At 71.5% G+C, this 21,128-nt stretch carries 23 protein-coding genes and 1 pseudogene; 9 read left to right on the top strand and 15 right to left on the bottom strand.

The genetic code is table 11. The features are described from left to right. Nucleotides 1-162: 162 nt before the first annotated feature. The 5 genes from AC6EUL_RS12105 to ygfZ form a co-directional block, all read right to left on the bottom strand. A complete protein-coding gene (locus tag AC6EUL_RS12105) occupies nucleotides 163-441 on the bottom strand; it encodes an exodeoxyribonuclease VII small subunit (RefSeq protein WP_056276840.1) in 279 nt (92 codons plus the stop codon). A gap of 179 nt (nucleotides 442-620) precedes the next feature. Then, nucleotides 621-1,154 carry a tyrosine phosphatase family protein gene (locus AC6EUL_RS12100; RefSeq protein WP_499870290.1) on the bottom strand — a complete coding sequence of 178 codons (534 nt, stop codon included), beginning with the start codon at nucleotides 1,152-1,154 and terminating at the stop codon, nucleotides 621-623. Next, nucleotides 1,154-1,756, bottom strand: a complete 603-nt coding sequence (locus tag AC6EUL_RS12095; RefSeq protein WP_056217774.1) for an HD domain-containing protein — start codon at nucleotides 1,754-1,756, stop codon at nucleotides 1,154-1,156. The genes AC6EUL_RS12100 and AC6EUL_RS12095 overlap by 1 nt, the downstream gene beginning before the upstream one ends. Continuing rightward, complete coding sequence (locus AC6EUL_RS12090) at nucleotides 1,753-2,388, bottom strand: DNA-3-methyladenine glycosylase I (protein ID WP_056348294.1); 636 nt, start codon at nucleotides 2,386-2,388, stop codon at nucleotides 1,753-1,755. Before AC6EUL_RS12090 ends, AC6EUL_RS12095 begins: the two co-directional genes overlap by 4 nt. Nucleotides 2,389-2,437: 49 nt before the next feature. Then, complete coding sequence (gene ygfZ, locus AC6EUL_RS12085; RefSeq protein WP_499870287.1) at nucleotides 2,438-3,289, bottom strand: CAF17-like 4Fe-4S cluster assembly/insertion protein YgfZ; 852 nt, start codon at nucleotides 3,287-3,289, stop codon at nucleotides 2,438-2,440. 116 nt (nucleotides 3,290-3,405) lie between these two features. On the opposite strand from ygfZ, the gene AC6EUL_RS12080 reads away from it, so the two are divergent. Then, nucleotides 3,406-4,743, top strand: a complete 1,338-nt coding sequence (locus AC6EUL_RS12080; protein WP_499870285.1) for a dihydroorotase — start codon at nucleotides 3,406-3,408, stop codon at nucleotides 4,741-4,743. A gap of 83 nt (nucleotides 4,744-4,826) precedes the next feature. Here AC6EUL_RS12080 and AC6EUL_RS12075 read toward each other — a convergent pair whose 3' ends face one another. From AC6EUL_RS12075 to pdxH, 6 genes are all read right to left on the bottom strand, one after another. Continuing rightward, the gene (locus AC6EUL_RS12075) at nucleotides 4,827-5,081 is read right to left on the bottom strand and encodes a hypothetical protein (protein WP_055954093.1); all 255 of its coding nucleotides are present in this window, start codon (nucleotides 5,079-5,081) and stop codon (nucleotides 4,827-4,829) included. A 161-nt stretch (nucleotides 5,082-5,242) separates the two neighbouring features. Next, nucleotides 5,243-5,668, bottom strand: coding sequence for a TIGR02301 family protein (locus AC6EUL_RS12070; RefSeq protein ID WP_499870299.1), 426 nt, complete (start codon nucleotides 5,666-5,668; stop codon nucleotides 5,243-5,245). 47 nt (nucleotides 5,669-5,715) lie between these two features. Beyond that, nucleotides 5,716-6,192, bottom strand: coding sequence for an NUDIX hydrolase (locus AC6EUL_RS12065; protein WP_499870283.1), 477 nt, complete (start codon nucleotides 6,190-6,192; stop codon nucleotides 5,716-5,718). Beyond that, nucleotides 6,189-7,328 carry a hypothetical protein gene (locus tag AC6EUL_RS12060; RefSeq protein ID WP_499870281.1) on the bottom strand — a complete coding sequence of 380 codons (1,140 nt, stop codon included), beginning with the start codon at nucleotides 7,326-7,328 and terminating at the stop codon, nucleotides 6,189-6,191. Before AC6EUL_RS12060 ends, AC6EUL_RS12065 begins: the two co-directional genes overlap by 4 nt. After that, nucleotides 7,321-8,043, bottom strand: coding sequence for an SDR family NAD(P)-dependent oxidoreductase (locus AC6EUL_RS12055; protein ID WP_055954102.1), 723 nt, complete (start codon nucleotides 8,041-8,043; stop codon nucleotides 7,321-7,323). The genes AC6EUL_RS12060 and AC6EUL_RS12055 overlap by 8 nt, the downstream gene beginning before the upstream one ends. 292 nt (nucleotides 8,044-8,335) lie before the next feature. Next, nucleotides 8,336-8,992 (bottom strand): pyridoxamine 5'-phosphate oxidase, encoded by a 657-nt coding sequence (gene pdxH, locus AC6EUL_RS12050; protein WP_280138913.1) that lies wholly within the window; start codon nucleotides 8,990-8,992, stop codon nucleotides 8,336-8,338. 103 nt (nucleotides 8,993-9,095) lie between these two features. Here pdxH and AC6EUL_RS12045 point away from each other — a divergent pair, with 103 nt between their 5' ends. The 3 genes from AC6EUL_RS12045 (at nucleotide 9,096) to fabI (ending at nucleotide 11,829) form a co-directional block, all read left to right on the top strand. Next, a complete protein-coding gene (locus AC6EUL_RS12045; protein ID WP_056217756.1) occupies nucleotides 9,096-9,656 on the top strand; it encodes an RT0821/Lpp0805 family surface protein in 561 nt (186 codons plus the stop codon). Between the two features lie 192 nt (nucleotides 9,657-9,848). Continuing rightward, nucleotides 9,849-10,793, top strand: coding sequence for a DnaJ C-terminal domain-containing protein (locus AC6EUL_RS12040; protein WP_056276868.1), 945 nt, complete (start codon nucleotides 9,849-9,851; stop codon nucleotides 10,791-10,793). 193 nt (nucleotides 10,794-10,986) lie between these two features. After that, nucleotides 10,987-11,829: an enoyl-ACP reductase FabI gene (gene fabI, locus AC6EUL_RS12035; RefSeq protein WP_056217750.1), complete on the top strand. Its 843-nt coding sequence runs from the start codon at nucleotides 10,987-10,989 to the stop codon at nucleotides 11,827-11,829. Here fabI and AC6EUL_RS12030 read toward each other — a convergent pair. Both AC6EUL_RS12030 and AC6EUL_RS12025 read right to left on the bottom strand, forming a co-directional pair. Beyond that, nucleotides 11,810-12,205: an AAA family ATPase gene (locus tag AC6EUL_RS12030; protein ID WP_499870278.1), complete on the bottom strand. Its 396-nt coding sequence runs from the start codon at nucleotides 12,203-12,205 to the stop codon at nucleotides 11,810-11,812. The genes fabI and AC6EUL_RS12030 overlap by 20 nt on opposite strands. A 37-nt stretch (nucleotides 12,206-12,242) precedes the next feature. Further along, entirely contained in the window at nucleotides 12,243-13,280 is a 1,038-nt protein-coding gene (locus AC6EUL_RS12025; protein ID WP_499870276.1) for a polyphosphate kinase 2 family protein, read from the bottom strand. Between the two features lie 136 nt (nucleotides 13,281-13,416). Here AC6EUL_RS12025 and AC6EUL_RS12020 point away from each other — a divergent pair, with 136 nt between their 5' ends. The 4 genes and pseudogenes from AC6EUL_RS12020 to AC6EUL_RS12005 all read left to right on the top strand — a co-directional run bounded on the left by AC6EUL_RS12020 (nucleotide 13,417) and on the right by AC6EUL_RS12005 (nucleotide 18,593). Next, nucleotides 13,417-14,007: a histidine phosphatase family protein gene (locus AC6EUL_RS12020; protein ID WP_056217742.1), complete on the top strand. Its 591-nt coding sequence runs from the start codon at nucleotides 13,417-13,419 to the stop codon at nucleotides 14,005-14,007. 139 nt (nucleotides 14,008-14,146) lie between these two features. Further along, nucleotides 14,147-16,018: pseudogene (locus AC6EUL_RS12015) on the top strand (amino acid adenylation domain-containing protein); the annotation flags it as partial. After that, entirely contained in the window at nucleotides 16,016-18,238 is a 2,223-nt protein-coding gene (locus AC6EUL_RS12010; RefSeq protein WP_499870296.1) for a Pls/PosA family non-ribosomal peptide synthetase, read from the top strand. The pseudogene AC6EUL_RS12015 and the gene AC6EUL_RS12010, both read left to right, overlap by 3 nt. Beyond that, nucleotides 18,186-18,593 carry a type II toxin-antitoxin system Phd/YefM family antitoxin gene (locus AC6EUL_RS12005; RefSeq protein WP_499870294.1) on the top strand — a complete coding sequence of 136 codons (408 nt, stop codon included), beginning with the start codon at nucleotides 18,186-18,188 and terminating at the stop codon, nucleotides 18,591-18,593. Before AC6EUL_RS12010 ends, AC6EUL_RS12005 begins: the two co-directional genes overlap by 53 nt. Before the next feature lie 97 nt (nucleotides 18,594-18,690). Here AC6EUL_RS12005 and AC6EUL_RS12000 read toward each other — a convergent pair whose 3' ends face one another. Together AC6EUL_RS12000 and AC6EUL_RS11995 are read right to left on the bottom strand one after the other, a co-directional pair. Further along, on the bottom strand, nucleotides 18,691-18,876 hold the full coding sequence (locus AC6EUL_RS12000) for a DUF3606 domain-containing protein (RefSeq protein WP_056348263.1): 186 nt from the start codon (nucleotides 18,874-18,876) through the stop codon (nucleotides 18,691-18,693). Between the two features lie 65 nt (nucleotides 18,877-18,941). Then, nucleotides 18,942-19,598 carry an alpha/beta hydrolase gene (locus tag AC6EUL_RS11995; RefSeq protein ID WP_056186925.1) on the bottom strand — a complete coding sequence of 219 codons (657 nt, stop codon included), beginning with the start codon at nucleotides 19,596-19,598 and terminating at the stop codon, nucleotides 18,942-18,944. 328 nt (nucleotides 19,599-19,926) lie between these two features. Between AC6EUL_RS11995 and AC6EUL_RS11990 the strand changes: the two genes are divergently transcribed. Then, nucleotides 19,927-21,087, top strand: a complete 1,161-nt coding sequence (locus AC6EUL_RS11990; RefSeq protein ID WP_499870273.1) for a cysteine desulfurase family protein — start codon at nucleotides 19,927-19,929, stop codon at nucleotides 21,085-21,087. Nucleotides 21,088-21,128 lie beyond the last annotated feature (41 nt).

The raw sequence follows: 21,128 nt of genomic DNA, 5'->3' as shown, positions 1-21,128 counted from the left end.
ACCGCGGTCGCTTGCGCCCGCTCCGGCGCGATCTTGTCTTGCGAGGTCTTCTCTTGCGAGGTTTCTTGCCGTGACACCGAACCAACCTCACGCCCGGAGGGAAAACATGCGCGCAATCACTTGGCGCCAATGAAGAATTTCGATCGGAAGCGGAACCGCTCCCTACTCGACGTCGAGGGGCGCGACGCCCGCCGCCTTGCCGTCGGTACCCAGGGTGATCTTCTGGATGCGTGCCTCGGCCTTCTGCAGCAGCCCTTCGCAGTGGCGCTTCAGCGCCTCGCCGCGCTCGTAGATCGCCACCGATTCGTCGAGGGGGACATCCCCCTTCTCCAGGCGTCGCACGATGTCCTCGAGTTGCTCCAACGCCTTCTCGAAGGGCAGGTCGAGGCCCGGCTCGTCCGTACCGGACGTCGACGCAACAGCGGGTCGCGTGACACTCATTCTAAACTACCCCATGATTCTGACGGTCTAAGCCGCGGGCCCGGAAGCCGACAACCCGATCCGGCCGGTGGATCGTCGTTTCGTCGTCCGGGGCGGCGTTTGCGCCACACCTCGCCCCCCGGTTTCTGCGCGACGACAGGCAGGACGCCCGAAGCCGGATCACTTTCTCTTCGAAGTGCTTACGCGACGACTTGGAGGTCGGAGCTGAAGTCCAGCCGAAACGGCTCACCCTCGAAGGCCTCCGCGCCGCGACCGATCTCCGCGATCGCCGCGACCATCCGGCCATCGCGGTCCAGCATGCGGTCGGCGAGGGCCACGAACAGGGCGTTGGGCGTCGCCGACGGGGCGGCGGCCCGGAGCGCCTGGGCGATCTCGGCCTCGTCGCGGTCCGGGGCCAGGGCGCAGGCGACGATGTAGGCCGCCGCCGTCGAGCGGCTGATGCCCGCATAGCAGTGGATCAGCAGGGGCTGGGCCCGGTCCCAGGTTCGCGCGAAGTCGAGGATCTGCGCGATGTGGGGCTCCCCCGGCGTGACGTGTCCGTCCATCGGCGCGACGATGTCGCTGACCTCCACGACGCAGTGGCGTCCCTCCGGGATCCCCACCGGACGGGCGATCGCGGTGCCGACCTTCATCAGGGTCATCAGGTGGGTCGCGCCGGACCCGTCGAGGGTCTCGGGCAGCCGGGACAGGGGGCAGACCTGGAGATGCGGCATCAGGCGGACTCCGGGCGCGCGAGACCATGGAAACGGGCGAGAAAGCGTGCCTGCGCCACCGCGGTGGGCCAGGGGACCAGCAGCGCCTCGGCCTCGGGACCGAGGGGACCGCAGGCGCCGAAGATCGCATCGGCCTCCGCCCCGGAAAATCCGGCCAGACGCGTCGCCTCGTGATAGGCGGCGATGCCGTCGGCCCGCTTGACCAGGGCGGACAGGGCCGCGCCCGGTTCGGGAAGCCCGAAGCGCTGGCGGATGGCGGTGAGGAGCCGGCGCTCCACCGCCTTGTAGGAATCGCCGATCGCCGCCTTGAAGGGCGAGATGATGTCGCCGATGACGTATTCGGGGGCATCGTGCAGCAGCAGTTCGAGGCCGTGGCCGACGCCGAGGCCCGGCGCCTCTCCGCGGCCGATGGCCTCCACCAGCAGGGCGTGCTGGGCCACGGAGAAGACGTGCGGCCCGGCCGTCTGCCCGTTCCAGCGGGCGACGCGGGCGAGCCCATGGGCGATGTCGGCGATCTCGATGTCGCGGGGGGCCGGGTCGAGGAGGTCGAGGCGCCGGCCCGACAGCATCCGCTGCCAGGCGCGGCCGGGATCGCCGCTCATGCCGAGCCCCCGGCGGGCCGAGGCCCGAGGGCGGCGCAGGGCCCGTGCCGGTGGCAGCCGAGGAGGTGATCGTTGGCGAGGCCGACCGCCTGCATGAAGGCGTGGACGATGGTCGGCCCGCAGAACGCGAACCCCTCCGCCTTCAGGGCCTTGGACAGCTTTCGCGAGATGTCGGTTTCGGTGGCGATGCCCGCCCGATCCCGCGCCGTCCCCTGGATCGGCGCGCCGTCGACGAAGTCCCAGAGAAAGGCCGAGAAGCCTCGCCCACGCGCCTCGATGGCGAGGTAGGCCCGGGCACCCGCGATCGTGCCGACGATCTTGGCCCGGTTCCGGATGATGCCGGTATCCTGCATGAGACGGGCGACGTCCGTGTCCGTGAACCGCGCGATCGCCTCCGGGTCGAAGCCCGCGAAGGCGCGGCGGAAGCCCTCGCGCCGGCGCAGGATGGTGATCCAGGACAGGCCGGCCTGGAAGCCGTCGAGGATCAGCTTCTCGTAGAGGGCACGGCCGTCCCGCTCCGGCACGCCCCATTCGGTGTCGTGATAGGCGACGTAGACGGGGTCGAGGCCGGCCCACCAGCAGCGGGCGCAGCCGTCGGGATGGTGGATCAGGCCGGAAGCGTCGGTGAGCATCGCCGAGGGTTTAGCCGGGCAGGGCGGCGGCGTCGATGTTGGGGCTGCGTCAGCCGGCCAGCGCGGTTTCGGGAAAAGCGAAAGTCGCGAAGGACGGCTTCTCGACCCCGACCGGAACCGTACCCGCCCGCAGGGGCTCACCGGCCGCCAGGGCGTCGGCGAGGCGGTCGAGGCGCACGGTGCCGAGGGCCCGGCCGCCCGCGACGCTGCCGACGGTGCCGAGCGCACGCTGCCCGGCGGTGATCTCGGCCCCGGTCTGCAGCACCTCGTCCGAGACCGCGACCAGGGGGACGATCCGGGTCCGGGCCGTGCCCCGATGTTGCATGCGCGAGACCACCTCCTGGCCGACATAGCAGCCCTTGCGGAAGTCGACGCCGCCGAGCTGGTCCATCAGAGCCTCGTGCGGGAAGGCGTCGGACCAGGGAAAGTCGCGCCCGCCCTCCGGGATGCCGAGGGCGATGCGGTGGGCGTGGTAATCGGCCTCGGTCGCATCCGCCGAGAAGGCGCCGAGCGCGAAGATCAGGCGCTCGCCCAGCGCCCCGAGGCGGCCGTCGCGCCGGCGGGTCACCGCGGCAGCGGTCTCGGCCCCGTCCCAGGCGGCGGCCACGCCGAAGGTGGGCTCGAGAGCGATCGTCACCCGGGCGCGCAGGCGGTAGAGCCCGAGGCGCTTGGCGAGGTCGGGCGCGCGCTCGGCGGCGGCGTCGAGCTGGAAGCCCTCCGGCGTGCGGCCGACGAGGAAGTCGAACAGGATCTTGCCCTGCGGCGTCAGGAGCGCACCGAGGCGGGCCTCGCCGGGCTCGAGAGTCTCGACGTTGCAGGTCACCACGCCCTGCAGGAAGCTCGTCGCGTCCTCGCCCGAGACGGTGACGACGACGCGGTCCGGCAGCAGGGCGATCGGCATGGCGGCTCCTTGGCACAAGCGGCGGCGGCATTGCGCCCCGTCCGGGCCTGACATAAGCCGCCCGCGACCCCGTCTCAATGTGCGTCCGGAACGCGGACGGCCCCAGGAGATTCGGAATGGACCAGCCCTTCGACCTCCTCCTCACCGGCGGCACCGTGGTGAACCAGGACGGCGCGCACCGCGCCGACCTCGGCATCCGCGCCGGACGCATCGCGGCGATCGGCGACCTCGCGGCGGCGCAAGCCGCCGAGCGGCGCGACTGCACCGGCCTGCACCTGCTGCCCGGCGTCATCGACAGCCAGGTGCATTTCCGCGAGCCGGGGCTCGAGCACAAGGAAGACCTTGAATCGGGCTCGCGCGCCGCCGTCATGGGCGGCGTGACCACGGTGTTCGAGATGCCGAACACCAACCCGCTCACCACCAGCGCCGAGGCCCTGGCCGACAAGGTCGCCCGAGCGCACCATCGGATGCATTGCGACTTCGCGTTCTGGGTCGGCGGCACCCACGAGAACGCGCATCGGGTTCCCGAACTCGAGCGCCTGCCGGGCGCCGCCGGCATCAAGGTGTTCGTCGGCTCCTCCACGGGCTCGCTGCTGGTCGAGGATGATGCCGGCGTCACCGAGATCCTGAAGCGGACCCGCCGGCGCGCGGCCTTCCACGCCGAGGACGAGCCGATGCTGCGGGCGCAGAAGGACCGGCGCGTGCCGGGCGATCCGTCCTCGCACCCGGTCTGGCGCTCGCCGGAGGCCGCCCTGACGGCGACCCGGCGCCTCGTGCGCATCGCCCGGGCCACGGGTGCCCGCATCCACATCCTGCACATCTCCACGAAGGAGGAGATGGCGTACCTGGCTGACGCCAAGGACGTGGCGACCTGCGAGGTCACGCCCCACCACCTCACCCTCGACGGCGACGAGGCCTATGCCCGCCTCGGCACCCTGGTGCAGATGAACCCCCCGGTGCGCGGGGCCGACCACCGCGACGGCCTCTGGCACGGCCTGTCCCAGGGCGTCGCCGACATCCTCGGCTCAGACCACGCGCCGCACCTCCTCGAGGAGAAGGCCAAGCCCTACCCGGATTCGCCCTCGGGCATGACCGGCGTGCAGACCCTGGTGCCGATCATGCTCGACCACGTCGCCGCCGGCCGGCTGTCGCTCGCCCGCTTCGTCGACCTCACCAGCGCCGGCCCCAAGCGCCTGTTCGGCATCGCCCGGAAAGGGCGGCTCGCGGTCGGCTACGACGCCGACGTGACGGTGGTGGACCTCAAGCGCCGCGAGACCATTCGCAACGACTGGATCGCCTCGAAATGCGGCTGGACGCCCTATGACGGCGTCACCGTGACGGGCTGGCCGGTGGGCACCCTGGTGCGCGGCAACGGCGTGATGTGGGAGGGGGCCCTGACCGCGCCGTCCCGCGGCGAGGCGGTGCTGTTCGAAGAGGCCCTGCCTCGGGCCTGAGTCCGGCGCAGCAAAAAGGGCAGGCACCCGGCGCCTGCCCTTCGGTCGTCCGCGCCGGTGAAGCGCCGCGGCGCCCGGCTTCGTTAATGCTGCGGACTGGTGGTGAAGGCGCCGCCGCGGATGCGGTCCGGGAAGCCCTCGGCGTAGCGGGCCGTGGCCTCCTCGCCATAGGTCGTGACGAGTTCCTGGAAGGCCGCGAACAGGGCGGCCTGGGCCATGCAGTCGCCGTCGAGCCCGTCGAGACAGCCCTCGGCGAACGCTTCCGAGACGTAGCTCAAGGCGACGCGCTTGTCGTCGAGATCCGCCTCGAAGGGCGCGGAGACCGTATCCATGTGCATGGGCCACATCATCGTTTGCGCCGGTGAACGACCCGGCGAGTAACCACGAGGATAGGGCGATCGGAGGAGTTCGCAAAGCCAGGAATTGCGAAGCGGTTAACGCGGGCCCTCAAATTCTTCGTTTCCGCCCGCGGCCCGCACCCTGTGGCCAACCGGCATCACTACCCGCCGAACCGGCTCGCCAGGGCGTGCGACAGGCGCTCGCCCTCGGCCACGTAGCGGGCGGCCGCCTCGTTGGCCGCGGGGGTGCAGACCCGGTAGGTCAGGCTGTAGCCGCGATAGCCGCGATTGTAGGCGCCGGCGAGCCGGTCGCGCCGGCTCGGGGTCACGCCCTCGGCCTCCATCAAGGCCTTCATCCGGGCCGGCCACTCGGCGGCATCGGGCGCGGTGCAGAGGTCGCGCAGGAAGGCGAGGGAGCCGATGACCTCCGAGAGACGGAGCAGGTCCCGGTCGTAGGGCGCGGGCGGCGGTTCGGGCGCGGGCGGCGGCTCCTTCTCCTTCTCCTTCTCCTTCTCGGACAGCTTCGGCGCAGGCCGGGACGAGCCGCCGCGGGATTGCTGGGCGAACCCGGCCTCCGGCCCGGCCATCAGCACGGCGAGGCCGCACAGGATCACGATCCCCGCACCACGAACCGTCACGCCGCGGGCTCCGCGCGTGGGGCGGCCCGGACGAAGGCCTCGCGAACGGTCGCGGCGAGGCCGGGGGTCGTCGCCAGGGTCTCGAGTTCGGCGAGGGTGGCCCAGCGCACGCCCAGGGCTTCCGGGCCGGCCGCCGGCTCGCCGCCGGTCCAGAGGGCCGCGTGGGGATGGACGACGTAGTGGTGGCGCACGCGGCCCTCGGGGTCGCGCAGGATGATCTCGGTGGGGCTGAGCACGCCCACGACCTCGGCCGACAGCCCGACCTCCTCCTGCAATTCGCGCAGGGCCGCCTCGGCCAGGGGCTCGCCCGCCTCGACGAGGCCGCCGGGAAGGGTCCAGACGCCGCGCATCGGCTCGTTGGCCCGGGCGGCGAGGAGCACACGGTCGTCGCGCAGGACCGCGATCGAGGTGCCGACGAAGGGCCGCGTCGGGAACAGGCGCGACGCGGCCGCCTCCGGATCGGCCCCGCTCACGGCGTCACCACGGCGATGCGACCGTCGGAGAGGCCGACGAGGAGGCGGGTGGCGGGGCCACGGCCGAGGCTGGCCAGCCCGAAGGCGGCGAGGCCGGGCAGGGGGGCACGCGACCGCTCGCGGACGCCCTCCTTCAGGGAGAGGATCGCCACGGCGCTCCGGTCCGCGATCGGCAGGGCCAGCTCGAGCGCGCCCTCGCGCTCCGGCTCGACCAGGGCCGCGAGGTCGACCTCGCCCTCGCCCGGGGAGACGTTGGTGTAGCCCGGCGCCTCCCGGGCCAGGCGCAGGGCGCCGGCCTCCAGGGCCCAGAGCTGCAGCTGGCCGGCTCCGTCGGGGGCCGCCACGGCCGCGATCTGGGGCCGGCCGGTGCCGGAGAAATCCGCGATGGCAGCCGGCTTCAGGGGCTGGCCTCCCGGGCCGGTGGCCTGCTCCGGACTGCGGGCCAGCAGGGTCCAGGCGACTCCGGGCGTCGCCGCGGCACCGGGCTCGGCCTTGGCGAACAGGGCGAGGGCGGCCCCGCCGGCGGGCGCGACCGTGACCGCGAGAACGATGGGCTTGCCGTCCAGCCGGGCGATCCGCGGCCGGCGCAGGGCGAAGGCCGCGTCGGGTGCGGCCGAGAGAGGGGTGGTCACGACCGGCACGGGCTTCGGGTCGCCGCCCATCGCCACGGGCTGACGCTCGCGGATCACGAGGGTGCCGGCCTGCTCGGGGCCGCCGGCCAGGGCCGGCCGGGGATCCGCCAGATGGGCGCTCAAGGCGCCGGAGACCGCGCGCCGGGAGCCGGGCAGGGCGCCGCGCGGGGTCTCGGTGGCCGCCAGCCCCTCCACCGCCTCGGCGCCGAGCAGGGTGGTGGTCACCCGCCCGTCGACGAGGCTGAGGGCCGCGCCGCCGGCATCGCCCCAGACCACGGCGATCGGCGCCTCGGGCTCGACGACCGCCGGATTGGCGCTGCGGGAGCGGGCGAGGGGCAGCAGGCCGGAGGTCGCCACCGCGATCGCGACCTCGCTGCCGGGCCCCCGCAGGGCACGGGCTCGGAACGGCAGGTCGAGGATCGCCACCGACGGCTCCGCGCCGGCGGGGGATGCGGCGATCAGGAGCCCGACGAGAAGCGCGCGGCGCGCCCCCCGTTCAGACATGCTGGCCGCCGTTGATGTGCAGTTCGGCACCGTTCACGTAGGAGGAGGCCTCGGTGCACAGGAAGTAGATCGCCTTGGCGACCTCGTCGGGCGTGCCGAGGCGGCGCTGCGGGATGCCGGCGACGATCTTGTCGGTGCCCGGCGACAGGATCGCGGTGTCGATCTCGCCGGGCGAGATGGCGTTCACGCGGACGCCGAGGGGGCCGAAGTCGCTCGCCATCTCACGGGTCAGGCCGGCCAGGGCCGCCTTGGAGGTACCGTAGGCAGCGCCCGCGAAGGGATGCACGCGGGAGCCCGCGATCGACGTGACGTTGACGATGGAGCCCTTGGCCCGGGTCAGCTCCTCGCAGAGGCCGCGGGCCAGGAGGAGGGGGGCGAAGAGGTTGACCTGAAACACCCGCTGCCAGTCCCCGAACTCGGTGGCGATGGCACCCAGGCGCTCGCCCTGCGGGCCCTTCGGCGAGATGCCGGCATTGTTGACCAGCGCGTGCAGGAGGCCGCCCTCGGCGGCCAGGCGCCCGGCCACCTCCTCAATGCCCCGCACCGTATCCTGGGGGTCGGACAGATCGACCTGGAGGTGATCCTCCGGGCCCATCTCCCAGGGACAGTTCTCCGGGAAGGGATGGCGCGAGCAGGTGATCACCCGCCAGCCGGCGGCCGAGAACCGTTTGACGGTGGCGTGGCCGATCCCACGGCTCGCCCCCGTGAGCAGCATGATGCGCCGGCGTTCGTTGGATGAGGCCAAGACCGTTCCTTCAGGATCGGGAGGCGTCCGGCCGGCGGAACCGCCGTGCCGCCGAGAAACCCCCACGCCACCCCCAGGTCTAAGGGGCGCGGGGGCTAAAATCCAGGGTCATCCCGCGACGCACCAAGGGGCCGGCGCGCCGACGGCCGAGGGCCGTCGATCTCGTACAGGAATCCGGCCGAGGGCCGGCGATCCGGTCCAGGAATCAGGCCAGGGGCCGGCGATCCGGTCCAGGAAACCAGCAAGGAGCCGTCGATCCGCCTCAGGGATAGAGACGCGCCCCTCGCCAGGCCCCGCCATCGGAAGCCTCGCCGTCGCGGGTGAAGCGAACGCGATCGTGCAGGCGGAAGGGGCCGTTCTGCCAGAACTCGATCGAGACCGGCGCGATGCGAAAGCCCGTCCAGTTCTCCGGACGCGGCACCGGGCCCTCGCCGTAGCGCTCGGCCAGGGCCTCGACCGCGCGCTCGAGGGTCGCCCGGTCGGCCAGGGGGCGCGACTGGCGGCTCGCATGGGCCCCGAGGCGGCTGTTGCGGGCGCGGCTGGCGAAGTAGGCATCCGCCTCCTCGGCCGTGACCCGGGTCACGGGGCCGCGGGCGCGGACCTGACGGCCCAGGCTCTTCCAATGCAGCACCAGGGCGGCCTGCGGGTTCTCGCGCAGTTCGTCGCCCTTGGCGGAATCGACGTTGGTGTAGAACACGAATCCGCGCGCATCGACGCCCTTCAGCAGGACCACGCGCACGTCCGGCAGGCCGTCGGTACCGGCCGTGGCCAGCGCCATGGCGTTGGGATCATTGGGCTCTGAGGCTTCGGCCTCGGCCATCCAGGCCGCGAACAGGGCCCAGGGATCGGTGGCGCGGGTGAAGTCGCCTTCGGGCCCCGAGGCGTTTTCGGCCGCGCTGCGGGAAGCGGGATCATCGATCCTTAACCGTTCCAAGGCGTAATCCTGTGGTGAGATCCGGGTCGGGGGCACCGACGTGGGACACGAACGTTTCGGCCCAACACGTCGTTTGAGATCAGGTGTAATGCGTCGGCGCGACTGTAAAGCCCAAGCCGTCCCGGAAATTCGTGTCCGCCGCCGGTCGCGGACCGTGCCGCAACGGACCACGCGGGCCATCGGCCTCAGCGTGCTGCTTGGCTTGAGCGGTTGCGGCCTGCCGATCATCACCTTCCAGGCGGAGGAGACGGCGGCCGGCGCCGTGGCCGTGGCGGCCAAGCGCGGCGACAAAACGAGCGCGGCGCTGCCGGACGAGCCGACGATCACGGGCAGCATCGACAAGCACCCGCTGGGCTTCGGCAACGACCTCGGCGCCGAGGATTGGCGCCGCGCCAACGCGGCGCTCGCCGTCGCCCTCGATCCGCAGGGCAACGGCCGTCCGGTGAAGTGGGACAACCCGGAAACGACCCTGCGCGGCTCGGTGAATCCCACCGGTCTGCCCTACGTCGCCAACGACCTCGTCTGCCGCGACTTCCTGGCCTCCGTCATCTCGCCGGCGGGCAGCCGCTTCGTGCGCGGGACCGGCTGCAAGCCCTCCGGCGGCGATTGGACCCTGACCAAGGTGCGGGCGGCGAAGGCGTCGTCCTGAGGGCGGTCTCGGCGCGCCATGGCGGGTCCGTTCGGATCACAGTGCGAACAGAAGCGTTGACGCCGCGCCAATCGCAGCGAATTCTCGCGCGCGACCGTTGCAGAGAAGCAACAGGCCGTCCACATGACAGACGAATCCGAAGGCGCCGGGCCCATGCCCGGCCCCAGGCGGCACCGAGAATCCTGAAGACCGATGCGAAATCCCTACGACGTGCTGGGTGTCTCCAAGGGCGCCAGCGAAGCCGACATCAAGAAGGCCTACCGCAAGCTGGCGAAGGCCTACCATCCCGACCGCAACCAGGACGACGCCAAGGCCAAGGACCGCTTCGCGGAGGCCAACAGCGCGTACGAGATCCTGGGTGATGCGGGCAAGCGCGCGCAGTTCGACCGCGGCGAGATCGACGGGGACGGCAAGCCGCGCGCCACGGGCTTCGAGGGCTTTGGCGGATTCGGAGGCGGGCGCGGCGGCGGCGGGGGCGGCTTCGACTTCGAGAGCGCTGCGCGCGGCCGCGCCCCCGGCGGCGGGGGCGGCGGGGGCGGCATCGGCGAGGACATCTTCTCTCACCTCTTCGGCGACGCCTTCCGGTCCGCCGGCGCCGGCCCCGGCGGACCGCAGCGCGGCCCCGTGAAGGGCGAGGACGTGGCGGCCGAGCTCAGCGTCAGCCTGGAGCAGGTGGCCAGCGAAGAGAAGCTGCGCCTCTCCCTGCCGGGCGGGCGCGACGTGGACGTGGTGGTGCCGAAAGGCGTGGTCGACGGCCAGACCATCCGCCTGCGCGGCCTCGGCAATCCGGGCGGCCTGCGGGGCGCGCCGGGAGATGCGCTGCTGACGATCCGCATCCTGCCCCATCCCCGCTTCACCGTGGACGGTGCGGACCTGCGCGGCAGCGTGGAGGTGCCCCTGGAGGACGCGATCCTGGGCGGCCCGATCCGGGTGCCGACGCTCACCGGCGCCGTCGAGATGAAGATCCCGCCGATGACCGGCTCGGGCCGGACCTTCCGCCTCCGGGGCAAGGGCCTGCCGAAGAAGGACGGGACCCGGGGCGACCTCCTGGCGGTCACGGCCGTGATGCTGCCCAGCGGCGAGGATGCGGCGCTCACCGAGTTCGCCCGGGCCCGGCGCGCGGCCAAGGCCGACTGAAGGAGCGTCGCCTCGCGCGGTTCGTCGACCAGGGGCCCGAGCCTCCGGGCCGTTCCGCGACGGCCTCCCGGCGCTGTCAGGCCCCGGACTTCCGTCCCAGGCGCGCCTCCGCTAAGGATGCCCGGCGCGAACACGCCGAACCGTCGCCCGACGGGCCCGTCGGCACGCGCCACGGCTCTCGCTCAGGTGACACATGGCGGACACGCACCCGGTTCACGATCACGTCGGCGGCCTTCTCGCCGGCAAGCGCGGCCTGGTGCTCGGTGTCGCCAACAACCGCTCGATCGCCTGGGGCATCGCCAAGAGCGCGGCCGCCCACGGCGCCAAGCTCGCCTTCACCTACCAGGGTGACGCCCTCAAGAAGCGCGTCGAGCCCCTGGCGCGGGAACTCGACGCCCATGTGGTCGGGCATTGCGACGTCACCGATCCGGCCTCGATCGACGCGGTCTTCGCCGCCACCGCCGAGGTGTTTCCCGAGGGGATCGACTTCGTCGTCCACTGCATCGCCTTCTCGGACAAGGACGAGCTGACGGGCCGCTACGTCGAGACCTCGGAGGCGAACTTCACGAAGTCGCTTCTGATCTCGTGCTACTCGTTCACGGCAGTGGCCCAGCGCGCCGAGAAGCTGATGCCGAACGGCGGCTCGCTCCTCACGCTGACCTATTACGGCGCCGAGAAGTGGATGCCGCACTACAACGTCATGGGCGTCGCCAAGGCCGCCCTCGAGGCCTCCGTGCGTTACCTCGCCGCCGATCTCGGCCCCTCCAAGATCCGCGTCAACGCGATCTCGGCGGGCCCGATCAAGACCCTGGCCGCCTCCGGCATCGGCGACTTCCGCTACATCTTGAAGTGGAACGAGTACAACGCTCCCCTGCGGCGCACCGTGACCATCGAGGAGGTCGGCGAGACCGCCACCTACCTCGTCTCGGACATGAGCAAGGGGATGACCGGCGAGATCCTCCACGTGGATGCCGGCTACCACGTCGTCGGCATGAAGAACCCGGAAGCCCCGGACCTCAGCCTCGACAAGGACTGACGGCTGGCGGTCTCCCGCCTTCAGTCCTCCTCTGCGAAAGCGCAAGAGAGAGCTTGAGGCCTTCGATCCAGGTCGCACCCTCGCGCTTGATCACCCGGTGGGCGTGCGCCCCGCCCTCCGCCAGAATGGCGTCGGCCAGCCGCTCGGAATGGGTCACCAGCCAGACCTGCGTGCGCCCGGACGCCTTGACGATCATGCGGGCGAGGGGGGGGGGGGCCAGCAGATCCGGATGGAGGTTGGTCTCGGGCTCGTTGAGGGCCATGAAGGGCGGCAACCGATAGGCGAGCAGGGCGCCGGCCAGGGCCAGGAACCGCAGCGTCCCGTCGGAGAGTTCGGCCGCCTCGAAGACCCGCTTCGGATAATCGGGAAACACCATCCCGCACCACAACTTTTGATTGCGTCCGGGACCCGGGTCAATCCGGCACGGTCATCCCCGCAATGTCACCTCGCGCCGCAGGAAACCGTGGGTCCATCGCCTCCAGGGTGTCGGCGATGGTGCGGGCGATGAGGAGGTTGCGGTACCATTTCCGGTTGGCCGGAACCACGTGCCAGGGCGCTTGCGGCGTGGAGCACGCGGTCAGCGCGTCCGCGAAGGCCGCCTGGTAGGCGTCCCAGGACCGGCGCTCCACGAGGTCGGCGGGATCGAACTTCCAGTGCTTGTCCGGGTTCGCGAGGCGGGCCTCCAGGCGCTCCTTCTGCTCGTCCTTCGAGATGTGGAGGAAGAACTTGAGCACGGTGGTGCCGGCGGCGGCGAGCATCCGCTCGAAATCGTTGATCTGGTCGTAGCGGGCCCGCCAGACCGGCTCCGGCACGAGGTCCTTCACCCGCACCACGAGGACGTCCTCGTAATGGCTCCGGTTGAACACGTTGATCATGCCGCGCGCGGGCGCCTTGGCGTGGTAGCGCCAGAGGAAATCGTGGTCGCCCTCCTCGGCGCTCGGCACCTTGAACGACCACACCCGGCAGCCCTGGGGGTTCACGCCCTCGAACACCGCCCGGATGGTGCCGTCCTTGCCGCCCGTGTCGATGGCCTGGAACACCACGAGGAGGCTGCGCTTGTGCTCGGCGTAGAGCCGCTCCTGCAGGGCGGCGATGCGGGCGCGCTCGGCCACGAGCGCCGCCTTGGCCTCCTCCTTGTCGAGGCCGCCATCGGCATTCGCGTCGATCGCGTCGAGGTCACAGCGGGTCCCGGGCCGGACGGTGACGATGCCGGGGGCGGCGGGGGCGAGGCGGGGATCGATGGTTTCGCCGGCCGCGCTCGCCCGGCTCTCGGCCTCGCGGGCCCAGTGCGCTGAGGAGGGCGGCCGGTGCCCGGACCGGCGGGCTTCACCCGTCTGCTCCGCCTTGCCGCGCGCGGCGTCCTTGCGGTGCGAAACGTCACGCTGCGACGCGGCAGCTCCGGTTTCTGCCGAACTCTGGCCCCGCCGATGCTTGCCGTGATGCTTCGACATGATGAGACTCGCTTGCTTGGGTGACGGCGGACCGGGGCGACTGCCGATGGGCAGGGCCAGGATGTGCAGGGCCAGGATGTGAGTGCGAAAACGATAGCCCGGCTCGGCCGTTCCGCCGAGCGGCGGGCGTGATGCCGTGAACCCGATCTACTTCATCCGCCACGGCCAGACCGATTGGAACGCGGAGGGACGCCTGCAGGGCCAGCGGGACATCGACCTGAACGCCGAAGGCCTGCGTCAGGCCGGCGCCGTGGCCGACCGTCTCGCCGCCGCGGCCGACGGTGCCGACCTCGCCGCCATGGACTTCGTTGCCAGCCCGCTCACCCGGACCCGCCGGACCATGGAAACGCTGCGGGCGGCCCTCGCCCTCGACCCGGAGGGCTATCGCCGGGATCCGCGCCTGGCCGAGATCAGCTTTGGCGCCTGGGAGGGCTCGACCTGGGCCGAGATCCGGCGCTGGGATCCGGCCGGTGCCCTGGCCCGCGACCGCGACCGCTGGGGCTATCGTCCGCCCGGCGGCACCGGCGAGAGCTATGCCATGCTGGTGGAGCGGGTCACGCCCGCCATCGTCGAACTGACGCGGCCCACCGTGATCGTCGCCCATGGCGGCGTCGCCCGGGCGATCCTGGTGATCCGGGGCCATCTCGGCATCCGCGACGCGCCCCGCATCGGCATCCGCCAGGGCAGCGTCCTCATCCTCGACCGGGCCGGCTGGCGCTGGGCCTGACCGGCCGCGGCCTGCGCGTTCAACCCCGGTTCAAGCCGACCGCCCAAACGTGCTAGACGCGCCGTGATTTCGGCGCGATCCGGGCGCCTACCCGGCCAAAAGGACGGCTCCCGATCGGGCGCCGGCAGCGGAGCAGCGGATGACCAGTCTCGCCGAGACGACTCGGCCCCGGGCGGCAGCGCGCGGGCCTCAGGACACGCGTCCGTCGACGGACGCGGCTGGTCCGCGGGCGGTCCTGCGCGGCGCGGTCCGCCCCGACCTCATCCGCGACGAGACCCTGGGCGAGATCTTTCGCGCGAGCGCCGCGGCACGCCCGGATCATCCGGCCCTCGTCGACGGCGCCCGGACCGGTCCCGACGGCGCCCATCCGGCCTTCTCCTATGCGGAGGTCGAGGCGCGGGCCGGTGCGATCGCCCGCGGCCTCGCCCACCGGGGTATCGGCCCGGGCGACGTGGTGGGCCTCTGGATGGCGCGGGGCCCCGACCTGCTCATCGCCCAGATCGGCATCACCCTGTCGGGCGCGGCCTGGCTGCCCTTCGACGCCGAGGCTCCGGCCGACCGCGTCGCGGTCTGCCTGGAGGATGCCCAGGCCAAGGCACTGCTGGTCTCGCCCGCCCTGGAGCCGCAGGCCCCCGCCGGGACGCCGAGCCTCACGGTCGCGGGCCTCGCGTCCGCGACGCCGGAGCGCGCCGCGCTCCCCGACCTGCGCGCGGCGGGCCTGACGCCGGAACACCCGGCCTACCTCATCTACACCTCGGGCTCGACCGGCGTGCCGAAGGGCATCGTCATCAGCCACGCCAACATCTGCCATTTCCTGCGCTCGGGGAACGTCCTCTACGGGATGCGGCCGGACGACGTGGTGTTCCAGGGCGCCTCCGTGGCCTTCGATCTCTCGATGGAGGAGATCTGGGTGCCCTACCTCGTGGGCGCGACGCTGTTCGTGGCTTCGCCGGCCATGATGGGCGACGTCGAGAGCCTGCCGGACATCATCGCCCGGGCCGGCGTCACCGTCCTCGACACGGTGCCGACGCTGCTGGCGATGATCTCCCGGGACCTGCCCACGGTGCGCCTCGTGCTGCTCGGCGGCGAGGCCCTGCCCGAGCCCCTGGTCGCCCGCTGGGCGAGCGGCGCGCGCCAGCTCTTCAACACCTACGGTCCGACCGAGGCCACGGTGGTGGCCACCGCCGCCGAGATGCAGTCCGGCGTGCCCGTGACCATCGGCGGCCCGATCCCGAATTACTCGGTGTATGTCGCGGGCGAGGCGCTCGAGCTTCTCGCGCGGGGGCAGCCCGGCGAACTCCTGATCGGCGGTCCGGGCGTCGCCAAGGGCTACCTGAAGCGCCCCGAACTGACGGCGGAAAAATTCATCGCCAACCCCTACGCCTCGGATGGGACCGACCCGGTCCTGTACCGCTCCGGCGACGCGGTCTCCCTGGATGCCGCCGGCAACATCCTGTTCCACGGCCGCATCGACGATCAGGTGAAGATCCGCGGCTTCCGGGTGGAACTCGGCGAGATCGAGTCGCGCATCCAGGTCCTGCCCGGCATCAACCAGGCGGCGGTGGTGCTGCGCCAGGACGACGGGGTCGACCGCCTCGTCGCCTTCCTGGTGCCAGACCGCGGCACCGAGATCGACCGGGTCGCCCTCCGGCACACGCTCGCCGAGCAGATGCCGCCCTACATGGTGCCGGGGCATTTCGAGACCGTCGAGGTGCTGCCCCGCCTGACCTCGGGCAAGGTCGACCGCAAGGCCCTGCGCATCGCCACCCTCACGGTGGCCGACACGTCGGGCGAGCAGGAGTTGCCGCGCAACGAGACCGAGGCCGCGCTGCTCGCCGCCGCCAACCGCATCTTCGGCAACCAGGCGATCCCCTTCGAGGGCGACTTCTTCGCCGATCTCGGCGGCCACTCGCTGCTGGCCGCCCGCTTCGTCGGCGCGGTGCGCGAGGTGCCGGCGCTGGCCGCCATCACCCTGCAGGACGTCTACGGCCAGCGCACCCTGCGGGCCATGGCCGACACCCTCATCGCCCGCACCGGCGGGGCCGGCACCGAGATGGCGATCCGCGATCTCAGCTTCCCGGCGCCCTCCCTGAAGCGGCGCTTCCTGTGCGGCCTCGCGCAGGCGGCGGCCCTGCCCTTCGTCATCGCGCTGGCCACGGCGCAGTGGCTCGGCATCTTCGTGACCTACCTGCTGCTCACCGGCGGCGGGCTCGGCTTCTTCGGCGAACTCGGCGTGCTGCTCCTGGTCTATATCGGCATCAACGCCGTCACGGCCGCCATCGCGGTGGCGGCCAAGTGGCTGATCCTCGGGCGCACCAAACCGGGGCGCTACCCGCTCTGGGGCGTGTACTATTACCGCTGGTGGCTGGCGCAGCGCCTGACGCCGCTGGTCCACGTCAAGTGGCTCCAGGGCTCGCCCGCCATCGTGTTCTACCTGCGGCTGCTGGGCGCCGACATCGGCCGGGACGCGCTGATCTCCGACGCGGAGATCGGGGCGCCGGACCTGCTCAGCGTCGGCCCCGGCGCCTCGCTGGGCGGCCGCCTCGTCATCGCCAACGCGGAGGTGGTGGGCGATGCGCTGATCATCGGTCGCGTGGCGATCGGCGCCGACGTGGCCATCGGCGCCTCCTGCGTCATCGGGCCCGACACGGTCATCGGCGACCATGCCGAGATCGGCGACCTCACCACCATCCCCACCGGCACGCGGGTGGGGAGCGCCGAGATCTGGGACGGCTCACCCGGGCGCAAGGTCGGCGACGCCGACCCGGAGGCGCTGCCCGCGCCCGCCACGGCCTCGCCCCGGCGGCGCTTCGCCTTCGCGGCCCTCTACGCCTTCCTGCTGGCGGCGATCCCCGCCATCGGCCTGCTGCCGATCTTTCCGGCCTTCTACATCTTCGACCAGCTCAGCGATTCCCTCGGGGACATCACCGACATCGACTACCACTGGTACCTGCCGCTGCTGACCTGGCCCACCGCCATGCTGATGACGGCGGGCACAGTGCTGCTGATCGCCGCGATCCGCTGGCTGGTGCTGCCCCGCGTCTCCTCGGGCACCCACTCGATCTACAGCGGTTTCTACCTGCGCAAATGGGCCGTGGCGCTCGCCGCGGAGGTGACGCTGGAGACGCTCTCCTCCCTGTTCGCCACCGTCTACATGCGGGCCTGGTACCGCCTGATGGGCGCCCGGATGGGGCAGGGGGCCGAGATCTCCACCAACCTCGCCGGGCGCTACGACCTCGCCGATATCGGCGCGCGCAACTTCATCGCCGACGAGGTAGTGTTCGGCGAGGAGGAGATCCGGCGCGGCTGGATGACGACGCACGAAGTCCATACCGGCCCGCGCGTCTTCGTCGGCAACGACGCCGTGGTCCCGCCGGGGGCGGTGATCCCGGAGGACGTGCTCATCGGCATCAAGTCGAAGCCGCCGGCGAACGCCCTGATGAGCCCGGGCGACACCTGGTTCGGCTCGCCGCCGATCAAGCTGCCCTCGCGCCAGCGGGTCGATCTCGGCTCGAACACCCAGACCTACGAGCCCGGCATCGGGCCCAAGCTCCGGCGCGGCATCTTCGAGGCGTTCTCGACCTCGTTCTCGCCGATGCTGTTCATCACCCTCGCGATCTCGGCGATCGATTTCTACTTCTACCCGGCGATCCTGGCCCAGGACTGGACCGGCCTCGCGGTCAGCTTCGTGGCGGTCTCCGTCGCCATCGCCTTCATCCAGTCCTTCACGGTGATCGCGGTGAAGTGGCTGCTGATGGGCGTCTACAAGCCCGGCATGCAGCCGATGTGGTCGTGGTGGGCCATGCGCACCGAGGCCGTCGCGGTGCTTTACTGGGGCCTGGCCGGCAAGGTGCTGCTGGAGCACCTCGTCGGCACCCCGTTCCTGCCCTGGATGCTGCGGCTCCTCGGCGTGAAGGTCGGCCAGGGCGTGTGCATGCTCACCACCGACATCACCGAGTTCGACTGCGTTACCATCGGCGACTACGCCACCATCAACCGCACCTCCGCCCTGCAGACGCACCTCTACGAGGACCGCATCATGAAGGTCGGCCGGGTCGAGGTCGGCCGGGGCGTGTCGGTGGGCGCATTCTCGACGGTGCTCTACGACACCAAGGTCGGCGACTACGCTCGCCTGCGGCCGCTCACCATCGTGATGAAGGGCGAATCGATTCCGGCCCATTCGGAATGGGAGGGGGCGCCCGCCGTGCCGGTGGTGCACGCCAAGGCGTGAGGGGCGGCCCAGGATCGGCGGCGACCTGCTGATCTGGTCCGTATGGACCAGATCGTCGAAATCACCCGGGTTATCGCATCCGCAGGGGGTCCGGCCGCTGCAGGACGCCACGGCGCGCTTCAGCGGACTCGTGCGCCGCATCCGCAGCGATGGCCCTCAGCACATGACGGTGCGCGGGCGCGACGAGGTGGTGGTGATCTCCGCCGACGACTTCCGGCGACTTCAGAGCGATCGCGAAGACCTGACGCGCGATCTGTACGAACCGGCCGGTGGCCGATGGCGCCGGGCGGAAGGACATCGTCGGCGGAGGGGTGGAGGGGCGCCCGCCGTGCCGGTCGGGCACGCACAGGCGTAAGACACAACAGTGACGACAAAAAACGGCAGCGCTCCGTCATGGAGCGCCGCCGCATGTCATTGAGCCCGGCGACCGTTGTGGATCCGCCGCGAGCCCGTTACGGCCACCGCTTTCCAAGGCACTGCGCGACCTTCGCCGTTCCGTTTCCGACGCGATCGACACAGGCTCGGAGTTGGTCTTCCGTGACACCGAACCGCTTCGTCCAGTAGCGCACCTCCCAAGCCTCGGTCAGGCTGATCTTGCTCGGATCTTCCGGACCACGGCGTTCCAAATCATCATTCATAGCGCTTCCTCAAGTTGCGCAACGAATGATATTCATCCGAAAATAAACTTCAAGTAGCCCTGCGATCACGCCGCCTCGGGCTTCGGGCCGAGGCGCTTGTCGAGGTAGGTGTCGACGGTCTGGGTCAGCTCGTCGACCTTGCCGTCGAAGAAGTGGTTGGCGCCCTCCACCATCTGGTGCTCGATGATGACGCCCTTCTGGGTCTTCACCTTCTCGATCACCGGCATGACCTCGCGGGCCGGGGCGACCCGGTCCTCGGAACCGTGCACGAACAGGCCCGAGGACGGGCAGGGGGCCAGGAAGGTGAAGTCGTAGCGGTTGGCCATCGCGGCGATCGAGATGAAGCCCTCGATCTCGGGGCGGCGCATCAGCAGCTGCATGCCGATCCACGAGCCGAACGAGACGCCGGCAATCCAGCAGGCGCGGGCCTCCGGGTTCACCGACTGCACCCAGTCGAGGGCGGAGGCCGCGTCGGAAAGCTCGCCCGTGCCGTGATCGAACGCGCCCTGGCTGCGGCCGACGCCGCGGAAGTTGAAGCGCAGCGCCGCGAAGCCGCGATTGGCGAAGGTGTAGAAAAGATTGTACACGATTTGATTGTTCATCGTGCCCCCGAATTGCGGGTGCGGGTGCAGCACGATCGCGATCGGGGCGCCCTTCTTCTTGGGCGCCTGGTAGCGCCCCTCGAGACGGCCGGCGGGACCGGTGAAGATGACTTCGGGCATGGAAACCAACACTCCTGAGCGGATGCCCGGGTGGGCATCGCACGGTGGATCGCCGACGCGAGGGAAACACGCGCGCGTCCGACGCCTGGGCAAAGCCGTGAGGCGTGCCTTGACTCGCCCGTCCACGAACCTAAAAGCACTCTTAGAATAATTCTAGCGAACTAGAATCGTTCTAAACAAGCGCAGGTCGAGCCAGCTTCGGATCGGCGCGTTCCCCGCACGATGGGCGACCGGAACACGGATCGTGTCCGCGCCTTAGCATGATCGTGGGGGGCAAAAGCAAGGATTTGTCGTTTTCGACCTTGACGCCGCCAGTGGTTTTTCCCGGATGACTTCGCCCCGCGCCTACCTCGACCACAACGCGACCTCACCGGTTCGGCCGGAGGTGGCGGCTGCCGTGGCGCGGGCGCTCACCCTGCCCGGCAACCCCTCGTCGATCCACGCGGAGGGCCGGGCGGCCCGGGCCGCCCTGGAGACCGCCCGCGAGGCGGTGGCCCGGCGGGTCGGCGCCGGCCCGGGCCGCGTGGTGTTCACGAGCGGCGGCACCGAGGCCGCCAACGCGGTCCTGTCCGGCGCCCTGGCGCGGGCGGGACAGTCCGCACCCACGCGCCTTGTCCTTGGCGCCACCGAGCACCCCTGCGTCTCGGCCGGCCACCGCTTTCCGGCGGAGGCGCTCGACCGCGTGCCCGTGGATGGCGCGGGCCTGATCGACCTCGGCGCGCTGGAGACCCTGCTGCGCCGGCATGCCGCGGCGGACGTGCTGATCTCGATCCATGCCGCCAACAACGAGACCGGCGTGATCCAGCCGCTGGCGGCGATCGTAGCCCTGGCCCGGGCGCATGGCCGCGCCCTGGTGCATACGGATGCGGTCCAGGCGATCGGCAAGATCCCCCTGGACATGTCGGCCCTCGGCCTCGACGCCCTCAGCCTCTCGGGCCACAAGTTCGGCGCCCCGAAGGGCATCGGCGCCCTGGTGCTCGCCCAGGGCGTGACCCTCGGTGCGGGCTTCCTGCGCGGGGGCGGCCAGGAGGCGCGCCTGCGCGGCGGCACCGAGAACCTGCCCGGCATCGTCGGGCTGGGGGTCGCCGCGGACCTCGCCGATCCCGCCTCCGCGGACCGCCTCGCGGATCTGCGCGACGGCATCGAGGCGGGGCTGCGCGCCTGCGCACCCGACCTCGTCGTGTTCGGCGCCGGCGCCCCGCGTCTGCCCAACACCCTGTGCTTCGCCGTTCCGGGGCTCGATGCCCCGACGGCGCTGATGACGCTGGATCTCGCCGGCGTCGCGATCTCGTCCGGCTCGGCCTGCGCCTCCGGAAAGGTCGCCCGCTCGCCCGTCCTCGCGGCCATGGGCGTCACCCCTGCGCTCGCCGCAGGGGCCCTGCGCGTGAGCCTCGGGTGGAACAGCACCGAAAGCGACGCAGCGCGGTGTCGCGCCGCCTGCGAACGCCTGGTGGAGACCCTATATCGACGGCAGGGGCACGCGGCGTGAGTGCCGCCTTCCCAAGCCATCCGACCCACACCCGGCCCTTG

Source organism: Methylobacterium sp. 001424705 (assembly GCF_059816145.1).
Note: the sequence above shows the minus strand (reverse complement) of the source record. Positions and strands in the feature narration are given on the sequence as shown.